An 18,606-nucleotide genomic window follows, 5' to 3' on the forward strand; every position below is an offset into this window, starting at 1 on the left:
GTGACACAGGATGCGATTTCGATCGTGCTGGCAGGCGATCTGGTTCTGGACGAGCCGGATGGTGCCTATTGGCTGGCCGGGATCGCGCCTGCATTGCGCACTGCCGACTTGGCGATCGGCCATTTGGAGGTGCCGCATACGGTGCGTGGGGCAGAGTTGAAAGGCGATGTCCCCGCACCCGGCGCGCCGCCCGAAAATCTGGCCGTCATCGCCGAGGCAGGCTTTGCCATGCTGAGCCTCGCGGGCAATCATATCGCCGATTGCGGGGCGGAGGGCATAGCCGATACGGTGGCGGGACTGGAGGCGCTGGGTGTGGCGCATTGCGGCGCGGGGCCGACGCTCGCCGCCGCACGCGCACCGGCCATCGTCACGCGCGGTGGACATCGGGTCGCCCTGCTCAGCTATAATTGCGTGGGTCCGGTCGCGAGCTGGGCGACCGAAGATAAGGCCGGATGCGCCTGGCTGCGGATCGAGACGGCCGACGGTGCGCCGATCGCGCCCGCGGCCGCGCTGGCCACGCTGACGGATGAGGCACGCGCCATGCTCAGGAGCGACATTGCCGCCGTTCGGGACCACGCCGACATGGTGCTGGTGGCGCTACACAAGGGCATCGTCCATACCCCGGTCCAGTTGGCACCCTATGAGCGGGCGGTGTCGCATGCCGCGATCGATGCGGGCGCGGATGTCGTCATCGGCCATCACGCCCATATCGTGCGGGGCATCGAATTTTACCGGGGCAAGCCGATCTTCCACGGGCTTGGCAATGGCTGCGTCGTGACGAGCGCGCTCAGCCCGGCGCAGGACCACCCGGCGCGGGCGGAATGGGCGGCGCGGCGGCGGACCTTGTTCGGGTTCGAACCCGACCCGGCCTATCCGCTCGCGCCTTTTCACCCCGAAGCGGTCAATGCGTTTCTGGGCCATGTCACATGGGATGCGGACCGGACCATCGGGGTTCGCATCATCCCGGTCGATGTCGAGCCGCCCGGTCGCCCAATGCTCGCAGCGGAGGCACGCGCGGCGGAGATTTTCGCCTATGTCGAACGGATCACCCACGCTGCCGGGCTTCCGGCGATCACAATCAGCCACGACGGTCGGGTCGAAGAGGTGACGGCATGAATGCTGCCAGGACCATGATGATATGGGCGGGCGGGGTCGCCTTGATCATTGCAGCGGCGCTCAATCTGCTGGCGGTGATCGGTCGGCATAGCGGCCTGCCGCTCAAGGGCGCGATCGAACTGGTGCAGGTCGTCGTCCTGATTGGCGGATCGCTGGCGCTGGTCGCCGCGACGCTGGGCCGCAACCATGCGCGCGTTCACCTGATCCTCGATCGGCTGACCGGCAGCAACCGCGATGTCGCCGAATGGATATGCACCGCGCTGTCGATCCTGTTCTACCTGATGCTGCTAGTCGGTTCCTGCTGGCTGGCAGCGGATCTATGGGGCAGCCAGGAGGTGAGCGAACTGGTCGGCGTACCGTGGCGGGCGATGCGCGCTTTCCTCAACCTCACGCTGGTCGTCATCATCGCGCTGCTTGTCCGCCAACTGGTCGAAGGGCGTCGGCTATGATCCTCGCAACGCCCGAAACCGGGTTGATCGGCCTTATCCTCCTGTTCGCCATGCTGTTATGCGGCGTACCGATCGGCGTTTCGCTGGGCCTTGTCGGCGTTGGTGGCCTCATGGTCGCACTTGGGCCGGAGGGGGCGCTCATCAAGGCGGGCGTCGTCGTGGTCGAGACGCTGACCCGCTATGAATTGGGCACATTGCCGTTGTTCATGCTGATGGCGCATCTCTTCTTTGCGGCCAATGCCAGTCGGGATCTGTTCGATGCCGCCGCCAAGATGATCGGCCATCGACGCGGGGGCCTGGCTTATGCGTCAATCGGCGGATGTGCCGGATTTGGATCGATCAATGGTTCCAGCCTGGCGACTGCGGCGACCATCGGCCTCGTCGCGCTGCCTGAGATGCGCCAGCGCGGCTACAGCGATGCGTTGGCGACCGGCACCGTCGCTGCGGGTGGGACATTGGGCCAGATGCTGCCGCCATCGGGCGCGCTGATCGTCTATGGCATCATTGCCGAACAATCGATCGGCACGCTGTTCACCGCCACGCTCATTCCCGGCATTTCGCAGATGCTCTTCTATTGCCTGGTCGTGTGGCTGCTCGTGCGCTGGCGTCCTTCGATCGCGCCGCCGAGCGAGCGGGCGAGTTGGGCGGAGCGCGGCCGGGCGATGTTGCGCATCGCCGATATGCTGCTGCTCTTGGGCGTGGTGCTGGGCGGGATCGTGCTGGGCTGGTTCAGCCCGTCCGAAGCCTCCTCCATCGGCACGGCGGGCGCTCTGGCGATCACCGCATGGCGGGGGCGGCTCAACCGCGAGGTGCTGTTCCGCGCCTTTTCCGAAACGCTACGAACGACGGGCCTCATCTTCCTGGTCATTATTGGCGCGATCATCTTTTCGGTCTTCATCAGCGTGACCGGCCTGACCGAAGCGGTCGGCAATGCCGTATCGGCCATGGACATGGGCACCATCCCCACCCTGCTTGTCGTTGCGCTGCTTTTGCTGCTGTTGGGGTCGGTGCTGGATGGGCTGGCATTGATGCTGCTGACCACGCCCATTCTGCTGCCGATCGTCGAAGGGGTAGGCATGTCGCCGATCTGGTTCGGCATCTTCATCACCCGCGCCATGGAGATCGGCTTCGTCCACCCGCCGCTGGGGATGAACCTCTATATCATCCAGGGGGTGGCCAAGGACGTGCCGCTGGGACGGATATTCAAGGGCGTGCTGCCCTTCCTTGGCAGCGATCTCATCCACCTGCTCCTCATCATCCTGTTCCCGGCCATGGCGCTGTGGCTGCCCACTGTTATTGGACAATGACCATGATTGCCTATGTCGGCCCCGACCTGCCGCAAGATGTGCTGACCGCCACGGGCGCCTGTTCCGGCCCGGTGGGATGGAATGTCGATCGGCCCTTTCCGGCGGCGGATCGCTGGCTCGAAAGCAAATTTCCGCTGTGGACGCGGTCCATCCTTCAGGATTGGGCGGATGGCGCGCTGGATGGGTTGGAGGCCGTGATCTTCTCGCGCGGCGACGATGCGGCACAGCGGCTCTATTATTATATCTGCGAATTGCGGCAGCGGGGCGAGATTGCTGGCCCCAAGCCGATGATCTTCGACACAGCCACGATCCGGCGCGCCAGCAGCGTCGCGCATATGGGCAAGGCGATCAGACGGCTGGCTGAGCGCTTCTGTATCGACGATGAGGCGCTGGAGCAAGGGATCGTGGCGACCAACGCGCTGCGGATTGCCGCGCCGCAAGTCTGTGGCGACGCGCCATTGTGCCTGTTGGCGGGAACACCGCCGCCCGATGCCCGCATCCATGCGATGATCGAGGCGGCCGGATGGCGCGCGGCCGGACCGACGCTGGCGCAAAGCTGGCAGAATCCCGGCGACCTTCGCGTGGAGGAAGGCAGCGGCGATCCATGTGCCGCGATCGCACGCCAGTTGCATGAGGCCGCGCAAGGCAGCCGGGCCTTTCGCGATCATGCCGATGCACTGGCGGCGCAAGCGCGGCACGTCCGCGCATCGGCGGTCCTGTTATGGTTCGCGGAAGAGGATGAGGCGCGCATCTGGCACTTGCCCGCGCAGCGGGACGCGCTGGCCGACGCCAATATACCCACGCTCATCCTCACCCGCCGCGACTGGCGCGCGAACGATGGGATGGCAGAGGAGATTGCGGCATTTTTGAAGGAGTTGAAGGCATGACCCCGCTTGCAGGCCATCGCGTTGCCACATTGGGCGGCATGGCGGACCGCCCGCTGGCGCGCTTCCTGGCGTCGCTGGGCGCTGAACTGGGCGGAGCGGTCGAAGGTGCGTCCTTCGTCATCGACGATCTCGGCTTGGAAAGCCTGCAAGGCGTCGCGATACCGGAGACGGCGGTGCATGTCTCGGTCACCACCTTCGGGTCGGGTGGACCGCGATCCGGCTGGAAGGGTGGCGAGTTCGTTGCGTCGGCCATGGGTGGGGCATTGCGGGTGACGGGTGAACCCGACCTCCCGCCGGTCAAGGAAGCGGGCGATGCCTGCACCTTCCATGCGGACATGGTCGCGGCGAGCGGTGCGATGGCCGCCCATTATGCACGCGGCACCCATGGCAAGGGGCAGCATGTCGACATATCCATCCAGCAGGTAGCCTTCAGCCGCAATTTCAACGGGATATTGTGCTGGCAATTCGATCGGCGCAAACTGAAACGAGTTGGCGGCGCGCTTGCCTATGGCCAGGCGACGGTGCGCGCGATCTGGCGGCTGGCCGATGGATGGTGTTTCCATTCGTTGATGACCGGGCGACTGGGCGCGCCCGCCAATCAGGCCTTGTCCGACTGGATGGATGCCGTCGGCGCGCCCAATCCGCTGCAGGGCACCGATTGGCTCAGCTATAACCGTTCGACGCTGCCCGCCGATACGCGCGCGGTGTGGGAAGCGGCCATCGACGCCTTCTTCCGGTCGCGCACCAAGGCGGAGATCGCGACCGAAGGGCTGCGGCGGGGGATCAATGCCTGTGTCGCGAACGAACCGGCCGATGTGCTGGCAGACCGGCATCTCGCCGCGCGCGGCTTTTTCGACACACCATCGGGCCTGCCGGAACGATTTGCCGCAATCCGCGCAGGTTCGGCGGTTACCGCGCCTGCCGTTCATACGGGCGATCGGCCGGGGCCATTGGCAGGTGTTCGGGTGCTGGATTTCGCCTGGGCGCTGGTCGGGTCGATCACGACCAAGACGCTGGGCGACCTCGGCGCGGAGATCGTGAAGATCGAAAGCCGTACGCGCCCGGATCTGGCCCGTTTGGACGTGCAGGTGTCCGCGTCGCAGCCCGGCAATTGGGATGACAAGCCCTGGTTTGCGCATCTCAACTCGTCCAAGCGCAGCCTGTCGCTCAATATGAAGAGGCCGGAGGCGCGCGAACTCATCGATCCGCTGATCGACTGGGCGGACGTGGTGGTCGAAAATTTCTCGCCGGGCACGATGAAGAAGCTGGGGCTGGATTATGACGCGCTTTGCCAGCGCAATCCGGGCATCGTGATGGTGTCGGGCAGCGTGTTCGGGCAGACCGGGCCGCTGGCGCAGGAATGGGGCGTCGATGGCACCGGCGGCGCCTTGTCGGGGCGCACCTTCCTGACCGGCTATCCGACGCGCGACCCGGTGATACCCGGCGCCGTGCCCTATGGCGATGTGATCGTGCCGTTCGTGATGGCTGGCGCGGTGGCGGCCGCCCTCCAGCATCGGCGGGAAACGGGACGTGGCGCGCATATTGATGCATCCATGTATGAAATTTGCGTGCAGCAGATGCGCGATAGCCTGTCCGCGGCGCGGCGTGGCGAGCGACTGCAACGGTCGGGCAATGCCGATCCGGGCGTCTTCTTTCAGGATGTGTTTCCGGTACGCGGCGAGGACCGCTGGGTCGCGATCAGCCTGTTCGATGAAGACGATCGTGCGCGCCTGCACGCCATGACCGGCCCCGATGTCGCGGCATGGACCGCACAGCGCGAGGACCATGCCATCGCTGCGGCGTTGCAGGCGGCAGGTATCGCCTGCGGCGTGGTGCAGGATTGCGAGGATATGATCGAGCTTGATCCGCAACTGGCCGGACGTGGCGCGCTGGTGACGCTCGATCATCCGATCCTGGGACCGTTCGGCCATATCGCGACGCCCATATCCTTTTCCCGCGATAGGTTCGCACCCTTCCGCGCGCCCGGCATGGGCGAGCATGCCCATGCCATCGCCCGGACCCTGTGCGGGCTTGATGATGCGCGCATCGCCGAACTGGAAGCGGCAGGAGTTTTTCAATGAACGACACGATAGCCCCGCGCGCCACCGGCCAGCGCAGCCGCAAGGATCTGGCCTGCACCGCCGTCGCCAGCGCGTATCAGAAGCAATTTGGCGCGGACCTCAAACGGCGGGTCGTGGACGAAGGCGAGCCCTTCGCCATCGTCCAGGCCGACACGCCGCACGAGATTTTCCATGTGATGGACATCCCCATCATCACCAACCAATGGTGGTCGGCCTATATCTCCGCCAAACAATTGTCGGGCCATTATTTCGACGTGATGGCGCGGCATGGCTATCCTGAAAATAGTTGCAAATATTGCTCGCTTGGCCTCGCCTGCACGCTGGCGAACGATCCCAAGACCGCGCCGTGGGGCGGATTGCCCAAGCCAACCGTGCTGGTCGCGCGCCTGACCTGCGACTGCATCCAGCATGTCTTTGGTCAATGGGCACAAGCGCTGGGCAGCGAATTTTTCCCGATGGAAGCGCCGGCATGGGAGCATAAGGAAGCCAACTGGTTTCAGCATAGCCGCAGCGCGTGGCGGCGGGTCTATGAGCCGGATCGCATCGCGCTGATGGTCGCGGAAATGCGCGATCTCATCACCTTGTTGGAGAACCGCACTGGCCGCCGCTTCGACGAAGCGAAGCTGCATCACCTGATGGAGCGGATCAACGAACAGGAAGGCTATATCTGGGAAGCGGCGCAGGCGATCGGCAGCGCGCGGCCCTGCCCGGTGTCGATCGCGGAGCAGATGCCCAATACGATGATTCCGCAATGGCATCGCGGGTCGGACTGGGCCGTCGCCCATGCCAGGCGCTTTCGCGACGAAGTCATGGAACGGGTGGCGAGTGGCGCGGCCGCGGCCGACAATGAACGCATAAGGCTGATGTGGATCGGCGCAGGCGTGTGGCATGATCCGGGCTTTTATCAGGCTCTGGAGGAGCGACTGGGCGCAGTCTTCGTCTGGTCGATGTATATGCCTTTTGCCGGGCCGCAATATATTCGCGAGCTGCAGGGCCAGCCGATGGATGCGCTGGCCAGCCGCATCTGTTCGATGAACGAAGTGCTGCACTTGCCGCCATGGATGAACGGGTGGATGACCAGCGAAGCGGAACGGTGCGGCATCGATGCCTGCGTCATCCTGCTGCCGCCCGACAACCGCCTGTCGCAATCGGGCACGAAGCTGACGGCGCTCTCGCTGGAAGCAGCGGGTGTGCCGGTGCTGGCGATCGACGCGGACATGGTGGATGCGGCCAATTGGAACCATGACGCGATGGTCGCGATGGTGGCCGACTTTCTGGCCGCGCGGGGGCTGGTATGACGCTCCGCGCACTGCTGTCCCTGCTGGTGCCGCTGTGCCTGATGACGGCCTGCGCCCGGCCGCTACCGCCCGGTGTGACGGAACTGACTTATGCGACGCCATACAGCCCGAACCATCCGTTCAGCAAAGCGGACAAGGCATGGATGGAATTTGTCGAACACAAGTCGCAAGGGCGCATCCGCATTCGTCCGATCTGGTCGGGCGCGCTGCTCTCGTCGGACATGTCGATGGAGGAATTGCGCCATGGCGTGGCCGATGTCGGCCTCATCACGCCCATCTATGTGCGCGGCGGCACCCATCTGATCCGCATCCAGACCGGATTTTACAGCGGGGCCGACAGCATCGACTCGCAACTGAAACTCTATCGCTGCATCGCCGCGGCCAATCCCCAGATCGGCCATGAACTGCATGGGTTGAAGGTGCTGGCGGTACAGGGTGGCTCGCTCGCCGGGATCGTCACGACCGATAGGCAGGTGCGCAATCTGGCCGATCTGCGCGGGCTGCGGCTGCGCGCGCCCACCGAATTGCTCACGGTGCTGGAGTCGCTGGGCGCGGACCCGGTTAACATGCCGATGGCGGACGTTTATTCGGCGATGGCCAAGGGGGTGATCGACGGCGTGATCGCGCCGGGCGACACGTTCAAATCGCTGCATTTCGCGGAAGTGGCCAGCCATTATAACAACCTCGCCATCCCGCGTGGTGCCTATCCGGCGCGGGCAATAGGGCTGACACGATGGAACCGGCTGAGCGAGGCGGAACGGGCGATCCTGACGCACTCGCAAGCAGTGTGGGAGGATGCACTGTCGCGCGAAATCCATGCCGCTCTGGTCAAGGGGCTGGAAGAAGCCAAGGCGCAGAAGGTGACGATATCCGGCATGTCAGCGCAGGAGCAGGCGCGCTTCGACGCCCTCTATCTGCGCGATTCCGAAGGCAATGCCCGCAGCCTGGCGCGGTTTGGCATCGACGGGATGCAGGCGTTCCGAACGGCGCGCGCAGCAGTGCGCGGGCGCGACGATATACAATGCGGAGGGAAGATATGACGCCTTTGATCGTGATCGCGGCCATGGCAATGATGATCGTCGGCACCACCGCAACGGCGCAGCCGACGCAGGACAAGGTCGCGCGCCGGATCGGCGATCCGGCAGGCACAGGGCGATGGCCTGCGGTGGCGGAAGGCTTTGCCGACGCGCCCGGCTATACGCTGTACCGTCCCGCCACATGGCCGCGCGAACGATTGCCGCTTGTCTTGTGGGGCAATGGCGGCTGCCGCGACAATGGCCTGTCGGCCAGCCATTTTTTGCGCGAAATCGCCAGTCACGGCTATATCGTGATCGCCAATGGTGCCCCGCGCGAAGAACAGCCGCCGCTGACAGCCTTACCGAACGAGGATGATGCGCCTGCACCTGCGGGGCCGCCACCGGCCAAGGCCGACGAAACGCAGGTGAGCCAGATGCTGGCGGCGATCGACTGGGCGACGCAGGGCATCCATCGCGATCATGTCGATGCACAGCGCATTGCAGTGATGGGGCATAGCTGCGGCGGATTGCAGGCGCTGGCCGCAGGCGCTGATCCGCGTATCGACACGGTCGTTGCGTTCAACAGCGGGGTCTATAACCGACCCGGTGGCGGTTTGAGCGGCGTCTGGATCACCAAGGATGATCTGAAGAAGCTCCATACGCCCGTCGCCTATATATTGGGCGGGCCATCCGACATCGCCTACCCCAATGGTAGCGACGATGTGGCGCGACTATCGCATGTCGCTGTCTTTTACGCGAACAAGGACACGGGTCATGGCGGGACATTTTCGCTCGTCAATGGCGGGGACTATGGCCGGATCGCGGTCGGGTGGCTCGACTGGCAATTGAAACAGGATGCCGGTGCCGCCGCGATGTTCGTCGGTGCGGACTGCACCCTTTGCCAAGACCCCAACTGGTCCATCATCCGCAAGCAATTCCCGGAGCAACCATGAACAAGCCGCTCGCGGGCATCCGCATCGCCGATTTCAGCCATGTCATGGCCGGTCCCTATGCCTCGCACCTTTTGCGTTTGATGGGGGCGGAGGTGATCAAGATCGAGCCGCCGACGGGCGACAGTTTCCGATCCTATAACGTCGATCCGCGTTTCGAGGGCATGTCCCCCGCGTTCATCGCCGCCAATGCGGGCAAGAAATCGATCGCCCTTGACCTGAAACAGGCCGACGACCTGGCGATCGCGCGAGGCATCCTTGCGCGCTGCGATGTGCTGCTCGAAAATTTCCGGCCCGGCGTGATTGATCGTCTGGGGCTTGGCTATGATGCCGTCCGCACGTTGAATCCGGACATCATCTTCTGCTCGGTATCGGGCTATGGACAGGATAGCCCGCAACGGGACTGGCCCGCGATCGACAATATCGTCCAGGCCACCAGCGGCATGATGATGCTGAGCGGGGAAGAAGGCGATCCGCCCGTCCGGGTCGGCTTTCCCATCGTCGATACATTGACTGGCCAGACCGCTGCCTTCGCCATCCTCTCTGCGCTGATCCGGCGCATGCAGGGCGACGGCGGCAGCTTCATCGACGTGTCCATGTTCGACGCCAGCATAGCATTCATGACATCGGCGGTGACGCCCTTCCTGGTGACGGGCCGCGCGATGACCCGCATGGGCAATACCGGCTATAGCGGCCTGCCGACCGCATCGCTGTTCACTGCAAGAGACGGCCGCCAGGTGTCGCTGGGCGTCGTACAGCCCAACCAGTTCGCCGCCCTCGCCCGCTTCACCGGACGCGAGGATTGGCTGAGCAATCCGCTCTTTGCCACGCCGGAGGCGCGACGCGCGAATTTCGACGCCATGAAGGCGGAGTTGGAAGCGGTCATTGCCACCCGCGACGCCGCTGATTGGGAAGCGGGCATGAGCGCAGCGGGCATACCCTGCGGCATGGTCCGCCGCGTGGACGAGGCCGCCGCCCTGGCGCGGCCGGACGCCTTATTGTCTTTCGATGGCATTGGCGGCCCGGATGGCGCGATCCGCGCGCCAGGTGCCGGCTTTCGCCTGACGCCAGGCGCGCAGGAGGGCCAGATGCCGCCACGACTGGACGAGCATCGCGCCGAAATACTGAATTGGATTGGCGAGACCGACGATCACGAAGCGTGAATGGCGACGGATCGGCTGCGGGCAAGCGGCTGATCCATTGCCCGCGCTCATCCGGAAACATTGCCCACGGGCGGCTTGATAAGCCGGACTTGCGATCTTCGGTCAGCGAGCATCGCCATAGCCGACACCGAAAAATCGCGGTGCACGATCGAAATCCTCCTTTCCAAACGGTTTGTCGGTGAACAGATAGCCGTAATAAAAGCGGCGCAGGGCTGCATGATAGGCCCTGATCCGGTCCAGATAGGCGAGTTGGGCCTGGACATCGGTGTTGGCGAGGCGGGCCAACAGTCCCTGGACGCCGACCGAAGGCAGTATCCAGCCAACTGCATGGGCAGCCCTGTCGCGCGCCTCCAATCCGTCGCGATAAGCAGTGACCTGACCCGCAACGCTCTCATCACCAACCTGATGGAAGGCGAAATACCATTTATAGTGGAAGGTCGGCGGCAGGGGCGGACTGTCTGCCCATTCAGGATGGCCTGCATAAAAGCGCCGCATCGTGTCCTCGCGCGGAATATCCCAGGCGCGATTAACCGCCTCGCGCTGGGCAAGAGTGAGTTCGACGCCTTCGCCGACCGGGATCGCCTGGTTGATGGCAACATGCGCGATGGTCGGCAGCACCAGCGTGATGACCAACCACAACCCCGCCAGCGTCGCCGCATTGGCGACCGAACTCCAGCCCGCACGCCCGATCAACATGGTGACGCCGATCCAGAAGGCGAGATAGGCGGCAGTCAGCCCCAGCACGATCATGATGGGCACGATGCCAACCGCTGAAAGAATGGCTCCGACCAGCAGAGGCAAGGCAATGGCGGCATAGAGCAGGCCGAACCGCAGCACCGCGCGACGCAGCCACAGGCGTCGGACAAGACCCGGCAGGGCATTCAGCATACGCAGCCGTCCCGCCTCTCGCTCACCTGACACCAGATCATGGAACAGGGCGATGACGAACAATGGAGCCAGATAGACCAGCACGAAGGCGAAATCGAAGCGGCCGGGCAGCGCCAGTTCGGGATTGAAGGCTTCGCCATCATAAAGCTGCGCTTCCAGCCCCAGCGCACGCACGCGCAAAATATAGGGCGACACGTCGCGCAGACCCAGCGCCGCAAAAGCAAAGGGCGCGGGCGTGTCCCAGGTCGGATGGAAACTATAATAGGCGGCGCTGCCCGCATCTTTTTCCTTGTCCACCCATTTGGCGATGGCAGCGATATCTTCTGTCTGTTGAGGCGCGATGCGGGCGATGACCGCGCGCTGGTGCGCGACCTCCACCATGCCCGCGACCACGCTGGCGGCGGACAGGATAGTGACCAGCAGCAAGGCGGCCAACGCCATGCGCGCCCGCAGCAGCAGGCGCAGTTCGTGACGGATCAGAGTCATTTCCGCCCCCTTTCGAGACGACGTGCCGTAGGGATCAACGCCAGGACCGCAATCAGCAGCCAGACGAGCAGCATCCAGAGGCCCGGCATGGCAGCGCGGGTCAAATCACCTGCCGAGGCCGGCTTGAAGGCGAACATAGGCATTGCTTGCCAATTTTGTGCCGACACGCGCTTGCGCTGATCGGCCCCGGCGTCCTGCGCCGTGTCATCGGCATAAGTGACGGCATCAGCTTGTAGCTTATTGAGGCGCTGGACCAGGTCGTAGCGATAGGCTTCGGCCTGTTCGAGGAAGCGACGATGCCCGTTGAGATCCGTACCCGCCGCAGCCATCGACAGACGGCGCAGCGCAAGGGTCGGGCTGGCAATGCCAAAGCTGTCCATCAATCCGCTTTGTGCGGCCTGGGTGGCAAAACTGCGGCTGGCATATTCGTCGAACAAGCCAGAGGTCAGCTTCTCGCCTTCCATGCCCAGCAGGCCCTTATAGTTGACCGGCAAATCCTCCACCCTGGTCACGCCATATTGGCGCAGAACTTTCTGCTTGAACGCGGCGAAGAACGGATCGTCGGGATTATGGCTGTCGCCCAGACGTCGCAGGTCGCGCTGGATAGCGATGTCGGTTTCCAGCTTCGTCGCCAGCGGATAGGCCTGTGCCGCGACATCCGGCGCGACGCGCGGTAGCAGGATGACGACCACGGCCCACAGCGCAATCAGCGCCAGCAGCGCGTCGCGACTGCGCGGTACCAGCGCCGACGCGAGGATGACGAGCACTGACCAGAGCGCCAGATAGGCCGCATAGCCGCCCGCGATCAGGGCCATCGGTCCGGCCAGCGCACCGGGCTGTCCTGCAATCAGCAGAAAACCGATCATGCCGGGCAGGCCGATCAGGATGGCGACAGCGCCAAGCGCCAGCAGCTTGCCGCCGATCAACTGGCGTGCAGACACGCCCTGCACCAGCAATTGCCGCAAGGTGCCCTGCTGCCGTTCGCGCGCGACGACGCCATAGCCCAGGAAGATGAGCAGCAACGGCGCGATCACCTGCAACACGAAAGCCGGGGTCAACTGGCCGAACCGGACCAGGAGCGACGATTGCCGGACATCACCAAAGTTGGCGCTATTCTGCCGGTGCCCTTCCAGAAACATGCTGCTGCCGGTGAAGGCATCGACGCCGGGATCGAAGGCGGCGAGCGGTCCCAGCGGACGAAAGATGAAATGACCATAATGGACGACACGGTGGGGGTGGCGGTTGGGCTGCGCGTCGAATGCCTCGGTCGCATGGGCCTGAAAGCGCGCCCGCTGCTCGGCAATGCCGCGCTGGTGCGACCAACTGACGAAGGCGGCGACCAGCGCCAGTAACACCAGCAGGCAAAAGGCGACGACGGCCACGCGGTTGCGCCGCATCAGGCGTAGTTCGTCCCTGGCGACGAGAAGGACCAGATTCATGCGGCGACCACCTCGCGCGCAAATTTGCGATGCAGTTCGCGCACATCGAAGCGTTCCTCGCCCTGCGCGCTGGCTTCGTCGATGATGCGACCCGCTTCCAGAAAGCCGATACGATCGGCAATATCGGCGGCGCTCAGCAGGTCGTGCGTAACCATGAGCACGGCCGCGCCCCGGCGCGCGACACCATGGACCAGCGCGTTGAAATCCGCCGTGGCGCGGGGATCAAGACCCGATGACGGCTCGTCGAGCAGCAGCACGGGCACTTCGCGCAACAGGGCGATCGCAATCGCCACCTTTTGCCGCATGCCCTTGGAAAAGCCGCCCAGCCTTTTTCCCCAAGCCTCCGCCTGCAAACCCGTCGCCTCGAAGGCGGCGTCGATGGCGGCCGGTTCGGGCTGCCTGCCAGACAAGGCGAGCAGATAGGCGGCATTTTCCCGCGCGCTCAGATGCTCGTAGAGCGCAACATTTTCGGGAACATAGGCAATCTGATCCCGTGCCTTGTCGGCTTGCTCCACTGGATCAAAGCCATCGATCCGCACAGTGCCGCTGTCAGGTCGTGCAAAGCCCAGCAGTGCCGACAAAGTGGTCGACTTTCCGGCACCATTGCCGCCCAGAAGTGCATATATCTCACCAGCCCCGACATGCAGCGTCAGGCCGCGCAGCACGGCTTGGGTTCCGTAAGATAGATGAACGTTGGATAAAGCGATGCGCTGGCCGTCGGCGGTCAGAGACATGAATCAGGCTCCTTGGATAGTCACCCAACCATTCCCGGCCGGACAGCCGATGTCAATGAAACAATATAACATTCTATTTTCCCCTGCTTTAGCGGCGGTCAAGATGGCGCAGAACAGATGGGGGGAACATTATCGCTGCGATGGTCGATCGATTGCTGTAGCAGCCCGCGCCATGCAGCCGTACAATCAGGCCCATCGCCACTATGTCGACGTGCAGCCCGGTTGGGGCAACCAAAGCGTTTGCAATATGAAAGCGTGACAGTCCGTCAAAACCGTACCTCCGTCATATATCAACCACTTATGAGAGACAATCTTTGTCGGAAATTGAAACCAGGGATGCCGCAAAAGCGACGGCTTCGCGAGCAGCCGATGGCGTGCCGCCGATTGACAGCAAGATGTGAAATATAGCAGCCTCGATATAGGGACGATCGCACCCACCGATACTGACCCTGCGAATTGTCGACACGATCGCTCCAAATGTTACGTCCGCAACAGCATCAATATTAGCAAAACTATAGTCCCCTGCCTCTCTGCCCCTCGCATATTCATCGGCTGCAAAGGTCCAAATGAAATTATCGTTCGTCGCGAGCGACATTCGGCTGACGAACGCACCCCAGCTTCGATCGATTCTCGCCTGTTCCAACAAACGATAAAGCCCAATTGCTGTGCGCAAGATAGGCTGCCTGATTCCTTCCGAAACGATGATGCTCTGGCGCGTGAATCGCTCTGCCAAACGGTCACCAACCAAGGTGATCAACTGTTCCAACGAGTCAAAATATTTGTAAAATGTGCCTCGCGATACACCCGCTTGCGCGATTACATCATCGACCACGAATGGCAGGTGCTGCTTCTCCGCGCAAACCGCCAGGACTGCATTGATCAGCCTTTCCCGCATGATGAAGCGACGCTTGCGTGCCGCGATTGTGCGCGGGTCGTCCCCTGCTTTAGCGACATGCTCGTGCTGCGTGCCTTCCTCATCAAGAGCGACGATGGATATGCCAGCCCGCGCGGAGGCTGGATCACCCACCATTGATGAGAACACTGCTACCGTCAGCCAGAATTTGCGCCGTCATCTCATAATGCGACGACAAGATTGTCTGTGCCCGATCGCAGTCCCGTGCGAGAACCGATTCAAAAAGGGCACGATGTTCGGCACTGCCGTCACGATGAGAGGGTAAAGTGGTGGAAAGATGGCGGTAGCGTTGGCTGCGAATAGAAAGCTGCTCCACAATGGCGATCAGTGCTGGAGATTTACATCCACTTATCAGGGCTTTATGAAACCGATCATGCGAAGAGACCCAATGTTCAGCCAACCAGTAATTTTCGGACGCCCCCTGATTTCTCACCAGGTCGCCATATGCCATGCTGACATCTGCTTCCCAATGCTTGTCCGCAAAGGATAGCGCCTGACCGAGGGCGAGGCATTCGATTTGCGCACGAGTGCGGAACAGATCGACGAGATCGTCGCGTGAAACACCAGCAACGGTAAAACCGCGCTGGTCGCGGCTGACGAGCCATCCCTCGGCGGCAAGGCGTGTCATCGCTTCGCGAACAGAGCTAAGGCTGGAGTCAAAACGGTCTTTGATGGTGCTGATCCGCAATTTCTCGCCTGGCGGAAGCTTGCATTGCAAGATCTCCTTGCGCAGTTCCTGATATATTCGCGAAGTCAGACTTCTTGCATCAGGCTCAAGCCTGTCAGTGACTATCAAATCCATGTCAATCATTTCGCCGACCCGCTACCAATCTTTGACGATGTGCGATTTCGTAGCCTCCAGAGAAAGCGCATCGCCTAAAAATGCAATCAGCTCGAAAAAGCACTATTAACCACGCGCGAAGCAATGCGCCAGCCCTGTTCAGTGCGCACATAGCTATCAACAAAGTCGCCGACCTGTGGTGGCTCGGCACGGCCCGTCAACCGATCATACATAAGCAACATATGGCTACCCATGCCTTTCGCTTCATCCTCGCTGATGACATCGATCAATGCGGTGATGCCCAGGTGCCGCATGACGAGATGCGCGGGACGTGCGCGAATAGCCGCGGCAACTTGTTCACGTCCGCGTACCGAAAGACCCGGCCGCTCGAACGTACCGTCTTCGATGTAGAGATTTGCATAACCTTCGGCTTCTCCCCTGTCACTCAACACAAAAAACAGCCGACATAATCGCAGGCAATCCGCTTCGATACCCGCCCTTTTCGCCTCGTCCATTCTATCTCCCGGCGCAAGCCTGTGCGGTGCTGTTGAGAAAACCGTCTTGAACCTTGCATCTAGCAGCTATGCGCGATTTATGGAAGATCGATTTTTCTTGGCATGCCTATCATCCTTGCTTAATAAGTGCCTCAGTGATCGGCAGGCACAGGCTTGGCACCAGACCGAAATCTCAATATTGTAGCAAAGGACGGAAATCCATGGATCTGGGATTGAACGGAAAAATAGTCATGATTTCCGGCGGCGCAAATGGCTTGGGATTGGCCATAGCACGATTGTTTGCGGCGGAAGGGGCTTTGCTCTCGCTTTGCTCACGAAATTCAGCAAATCTTGAAGAAGCATCGCGGCTGATTGCACATGAATTTGGATCCAGCCCGCTCGTATATGCCGCCGATCTTGCGGACAAGAGGCAGATTGAGAATTGGGTTGCTGCGACAACAGCCCATTATGGAAAAATCGATGTTCTGATCAACAATGCCAGCGGAACGCGCGGTGGCTCCTTCCTGAGCATATCCGCAGAGCAGATAGCGGATGGGATGGCGGTCAAACTCTTCGGCTATCTGGATACGGTTCGCGCTGTCCTCCCGGTAATGCGCGATCACAGGGCCGGCGTCATCATCAATGTAGTTGGCGTGACCGGCGCACAGCCTGTCGCCGGCGCATTTTCGGGGGCATTGGCAGGTGGTGCGTTACTAAGCTTTACCAAGGCATTGTCCAATGAGCTTGCTGCCGATGGCATCAGGGTCAACGCCGTAAGCCCCGGCATGACTGCCACCCACCGCCATGATGCGATGCTGAGCGCCATGATAAATTCGGGCATGACGTACGATGAGGCAGAGGCAGCGAGCGTACGCGACATTCCGCTTGGCCGACCCGCCGATCCGGCAGAAATAGGTAGCATGGTCGTGTTCCTGGCGTCCGAACGCGCCAGTTACATCACCGGAACAAATATCAACGTGGATGGCGGATTTACACGTAGCATCGTGTAGTCCGACGCCTATTCATCACCAGCTTTGGAAGTGGGCTGAACCCGCCCTGAAAGGCGGGCCTAGCCGGCATCAGGCAATCAGAATCACACCCGGCTTGCCGAGCAGCGTGCGTCCATAATGTTCTTTGCTCAATTCTGTTGCGACACTGGCATGACGGCGCATAATCTCGAAATCGCGCTGGATGCGCTGGAGCGGATTCGCTTCTGCGAAGCTGGATGCGCCATTTACGTTTATGAGTAGTTCCAATGCCCGCGCGACAAATTGTGCGACCATGGAATTGTCCATGCGCGCTCGCGCCCTCTCCACGGCCGTCGGCCATATTCCAGATGCGCCGAAGCGATCAGCTTCGTCGGACAGGCGCATGGCATGCATTTCCGCAGCGTCAACAAGGCTGGCAGCCTCACCAAGCTGGATATGGATGGTGGGTGCCTCGGATGCATCCGTGTAAATTGTCGTATAGATTGAGCGGTTGCTGATGGATGCAATCACCCGGTTCAATGCGGCCTTGGCCACACCCAGCATCGGCCCTGCGGCCAGCGTATTGAACAGCAATTGCGGGGGCACTCCAAATATGGCTTCGTCTGGAAACTGGCGCGTTGCAACCTGACCAAGCGCTTCGACCATGGCGATCGTGTGCTCGCGAGGCACAAAAACCTGTTCAGCAACGACGGTGTTGCTCCCCGTGCCCTTTAGGCCGGAAACGTGCCAACTATCCTCAATCTGCACCATGTTTCTGGGAACCAATGCAAGTCGGGCCGCTTCCGCTCCGTCTTTTTCCGGGTCGCGATATCCGAGCAACAGCCAGTCTGCATGGTGCGAACCTGAGCAGAACGGCCATTTTCCAGTGAGTAACATCCCGCCATCATGCACCGTTACCCGACCAAGGTCCTGGAACACGCCGCACACGATTGCATCGCGGTTTTCCGACCACACATGCTCGGCAACTGCCGCTGGAAACCTTGTAATCATCCATGCACTGTGATTGGCCACGGACGCAATCCAAGCAGTCGAAGCGCATGATCCTGCCAGTTCAGCCAGTGACCGGGTAAATGCGCGCATGCTGGTCGAGCGGCCTCCAAAGCGCCGGGGTTGTAGCATCCGCAACAGGCCTTGGTCCCTCAGTGCGCAAATAGCCTGATCGGAAACTCGTCGGTCGATTTCAGCGGCGCGGGCGGTTGCGGCGAGAGCAGGCGCAATCTGACGTGCGGCCTCCTCTACATTATTGCCCCAAATATCTGTCGCTTTGTCAGCCATGAGCTTGTCCTCTCGTCAACCCGCCATGAGCGGCGGGGTATAATGACACATTTGTATATTTATCCTGAGTGGCCCTGACAAGGCAAAATCGATTTGGTCGAAAAAATGATGCATTTCCCAATGCGCGATGGGCACAATCTCTGGCCCGAAACGGTGATTGCGCGACACAAATTTGCCCATCTGTCTACCAGGAATCCCCTACATTTCGGGAAAAGATGAAGGCGCTACGACAATTGCCAGTGCTCGATAATCGCCAAGCGATGTCAAGGATCAGGGCTTCGATAAAAATCGATCTTTACTCAAAATATGCACCCTGATATGTGAAGTGGTGTTAGCAACG

The 18,606-nt window shown here is 61.8% G+C and carries 18 protein-coding genes; 11 read left to right on the forward strand and 7 right to left on the reverse strand.

Annotated elements, in window-relative coordinates:
• From V2I08_RS09950 to V2I08_RS09990, 9 genes are read left to right on the forward strand one after another with little or no spacing between them, the layout of a single operon-like run.
• Nucleotides 1-1,116, forward strand: a complete 1,116-nt coding sequence (locus tag V2I08_RS09950) for a CapA family protein (protein ID WP_349634955.1) — start codon at nt 1-3, stop codon at nt 1,114-1,116.
• 14 nt (nt 1,117-1,130) lie between these two features.
• A complete protein-coding gene (locus V2I08_RS09955; protein ID WP_349634956.1) occupies nt 1,131-1,565 on the forward strand; it encodes a TRAP transporter small permease subunit in 435 nt (144 codons plus the stop codon).
• Nucleotides 1,562-2,872 (forward strand): TRAP transporter large permease, encoded by a 1,311-nt coding sequence (locus tag V2I08_RS09960; RefSeq protein WP_349634957.1) that lies wholly within the window; start codon nt 1,562-1,564, stop codon nt 2,870-2,872. Before V2I08_RS09955 ends, V2I08_RS09960 begins: the two co-directional genes overlap by 4 nt.
• Nucleotides 2,869-3,759: a hypothetical protein gene (locus V2I08_RS09965; RefSeq protein ID WP_349634958.1), complete on the forward strand. Its 891-nt coding sequence runs from the start codon at nt 2,869-2,871 to the stop codon at nt 3,757-3,759. The genes V2I08_RS09960 and V2I08_RS09965 overlap by 4 nt, the downstream gene beginning before the upstream one ends.
• Nucleotides 3,756-5,840: a CoA transferase gene (locus tag V2I08_RS09970; RefSeq protein WP_349634959.1), complete on the forward strand. Its 2,085-nt coding sequence runs from the start codon at nt 3,756-3,758 to the stop codon at nt 5,838-5,840. Before V2I08_RS09965 ends, V2I08_RS09970 begins: the two co-directional genes overlap by 4 nt.
• Nucleotides 5,837-7,138: a 2-hydroxyacyl-CoA dehydratase family protein gene (locus tag V2I08_RS09975; RefSeq protein ID WP_349634960.1), complete on the forward strand. Its 1,302-nt coding sequence runs from the start codon at nt 5,837-5,839 to the stop codon at nt 7,136-7,138. Before V2I08_RS09970 ends, V2I08_RS09975 begins: the two co-directional genes overlap by 4 nt.
• Nucleotides 7,135-8,178 (forward strand): TRAP transporter substrate-binding protein DctP, encoded by a 1,044-nt coding sequence (dctP, locus tag V2I08_RS09980; RefSeq protein WP_349634961.1) that lies wholly within the window; start codon nt 7,135-7,137, stop codon nt 8,176-8,178. Before V2I08_RS09975 ends, dctP begins: the two co-directional genes overlap by 4 nt.
• Nucleotides 8,175-9,107, forward strand: a complete 933-nt coding sequence (locus V2I08_RS09985; RefSeq protein ID WP_349634962.1) for a hypothetical protein — start codon at nt 8,175-8,177, stop codon at nt 9,105-9,107. Before dctP ends, V2I08_RS09985 begins: the two co-directional genes overlap by 4 nt.
• Nucleotides 9,104-10,267 carry a CoA transferase gene (locus V2I08_RS09990; RefSeq protein ID WP_349634963.1) on the forward strand — a complete coding sequence of 388 codons (1,164 nt, stop codon included), beginning with the start codon at nt 9,104-9,106 and terminating at the stop codon, nt 10,265-10,267. Before V2I08_RS09985 ends, V2I08_RS09990 begins: the two co-directional genes overlap by 4 nt.
• A gap of 102 nt (nt 10,268-10,369) precedes the next feature.
• Here the strand turns inward: V2I08_RS09990 and V2I08_RS09995 are convergent, their stop codons facing one another.
• Genes V2I08_RS09995 through V2I08_RS10005 form a run of 3 tightly spaced genes read right to left on the reverse strand, consistent with a single transcriptional unit; the run spans nt 10,370 to nt 13,814 of the window.
• Nucleotides 10,370-11,641 (reverse strand): DUF3526 domain-containing protein, encoded by a 1,272-nt coding sequence (locus V2I08_RS09995; protein ID WP_349634964.1) that lies wholly within the window; start codon nt 11,639-11,641, stop codon nt 10,370-10,372.
• Nucleotides 11,638-13,080 (reverse strand): DUF3526 domain-containing protein, encoded by a 1,443-nt coding sequence (locus V2I08_RS10000; RefSeq protein WP_349634965.1) that lies wholly within the window; start codon nt 13,078-13,080, stop codon nt 11,638-11,640. The genes V2I08_RS09995 and V2I08_RS10000 overlap by 4 nt, the downstream gene beginning before the upstream one ends.
• The gene (locus V2I08_RS10005; protein WP_349634966.1) at nt 13,077-13,814 is read right to left on the reverse strand and encodes an ATP-binding cassette domain-containing protein; all 738 of its coding nucleotides are present in this window, start codon (nt 13,812-13,814) and stop codon (nt 13,077-13,079) included. The genes V2I08_RS10000 and V2I08_RS10005 overlap by 4 nt, the downstream gene beginning before the upstream one ends.
• Before the next feature lie 55 nt (nt 13,815-13,869).
• Here V2I08_RS10005 and V2I08_RS10010 point away from each other — a divergent pair, with 55 nt between their 5' ends.
• The gene (locus tag V2I08_RS10010) at nt 13,870-14,073 is read left to right on the forward strand and encodes a hypothetical protein (protein WP_349634967.1); all 204 of its coding nucleotides are present in this window, start codon (nt 13,870-13,872) and stop codon (nt 14,071-14,073) included.
• A gap of 39 nt (nt 14,074-14,112) precedes the next feature.
• Here the strand turns inward: V2I08_RS10010 and V2I08_RS10015 are convergent, their stop codons facing one another.
• The 3 genes from V2I08_RS10015 to V2I08_RS10025 form a co-directional block, all read right to left on the reverse strand.
• Nucleotides 14,113-14,844, reverse strand: coding sequence for a TetR/AcrR family transcriptional regulator (locus V2I08_RS10015; protein WP_349634968.1), 732 nt, complete (start codon nt 14,842-14,844; stop codon nt 14,113-14,115).
• Complete coding sequence (locus V2I08_RS10020; RefSeq protein ID WP_349634969.1) at nt 14,834-15,538, reverse strand: GntR family transcriptional regulator; 705 nt, start codon at nt 15,536-15,538, stop codon at nt 14,834-14,836. Before V2I08_RS10020 ends, V2I08_RS10015 begins: the two co-directional genes overlap by 11 nt.
• A 77-nt stretch (nt 15,539-15,615) precedes the next feature.
• A complete protein-coding gene (locus V2I08_RS10025) occupies nt 15,616-16,023 on the reverse strand; it encodes a nuclear transport factor 2 family protein (protein ID WP_349634970.1) in 408 nt (135 codons plus the stop codon).
• 200 nt (nt 16,024-16,223) lie between these two features.
• On the opposite strand from V2I08_RS10025, the gene V2I08_RS10030 reads away from it, so the two are divergent.
• A complete protein-coding gene (locus V2I08_RS10030; RefSeq protein ID WP_349634971.1) occupies nt 16,224-17,012 on the forward strand; it encodes an SDR family oxidoreductase in 789 nt (262 codons plus the stop codon).
• A gap of 69 nt (nt 17,013-17,081) precedes the next feature.
• Here V2I08_RS10030 and V2I08_RS10035 read toward each other — a convergent pair whose 3' ends face one another.
• Entirely contained in the window at nt 17,082-18,266 is a 1,185-nt protein-coding gene (locus V2I08_RS10035; RefSeq protein ID WP_349634972.1) for an acyl-CoA dehydrogenase family protein, read from the reverse strand.
• Nucleotides 18,267-18,606 lie beyond the last annotated feature (340 nt).

Origin of the sequence: Sphingobium sp. MK2, assembly GCF_040170545.1 — a bacterium.
Taxonomy (GTDB): Bacteria; Pseudomonadota; Alphaproteobacteria; order Sphingomonadales; family Sphingomonadaceae; genus Sphingobium.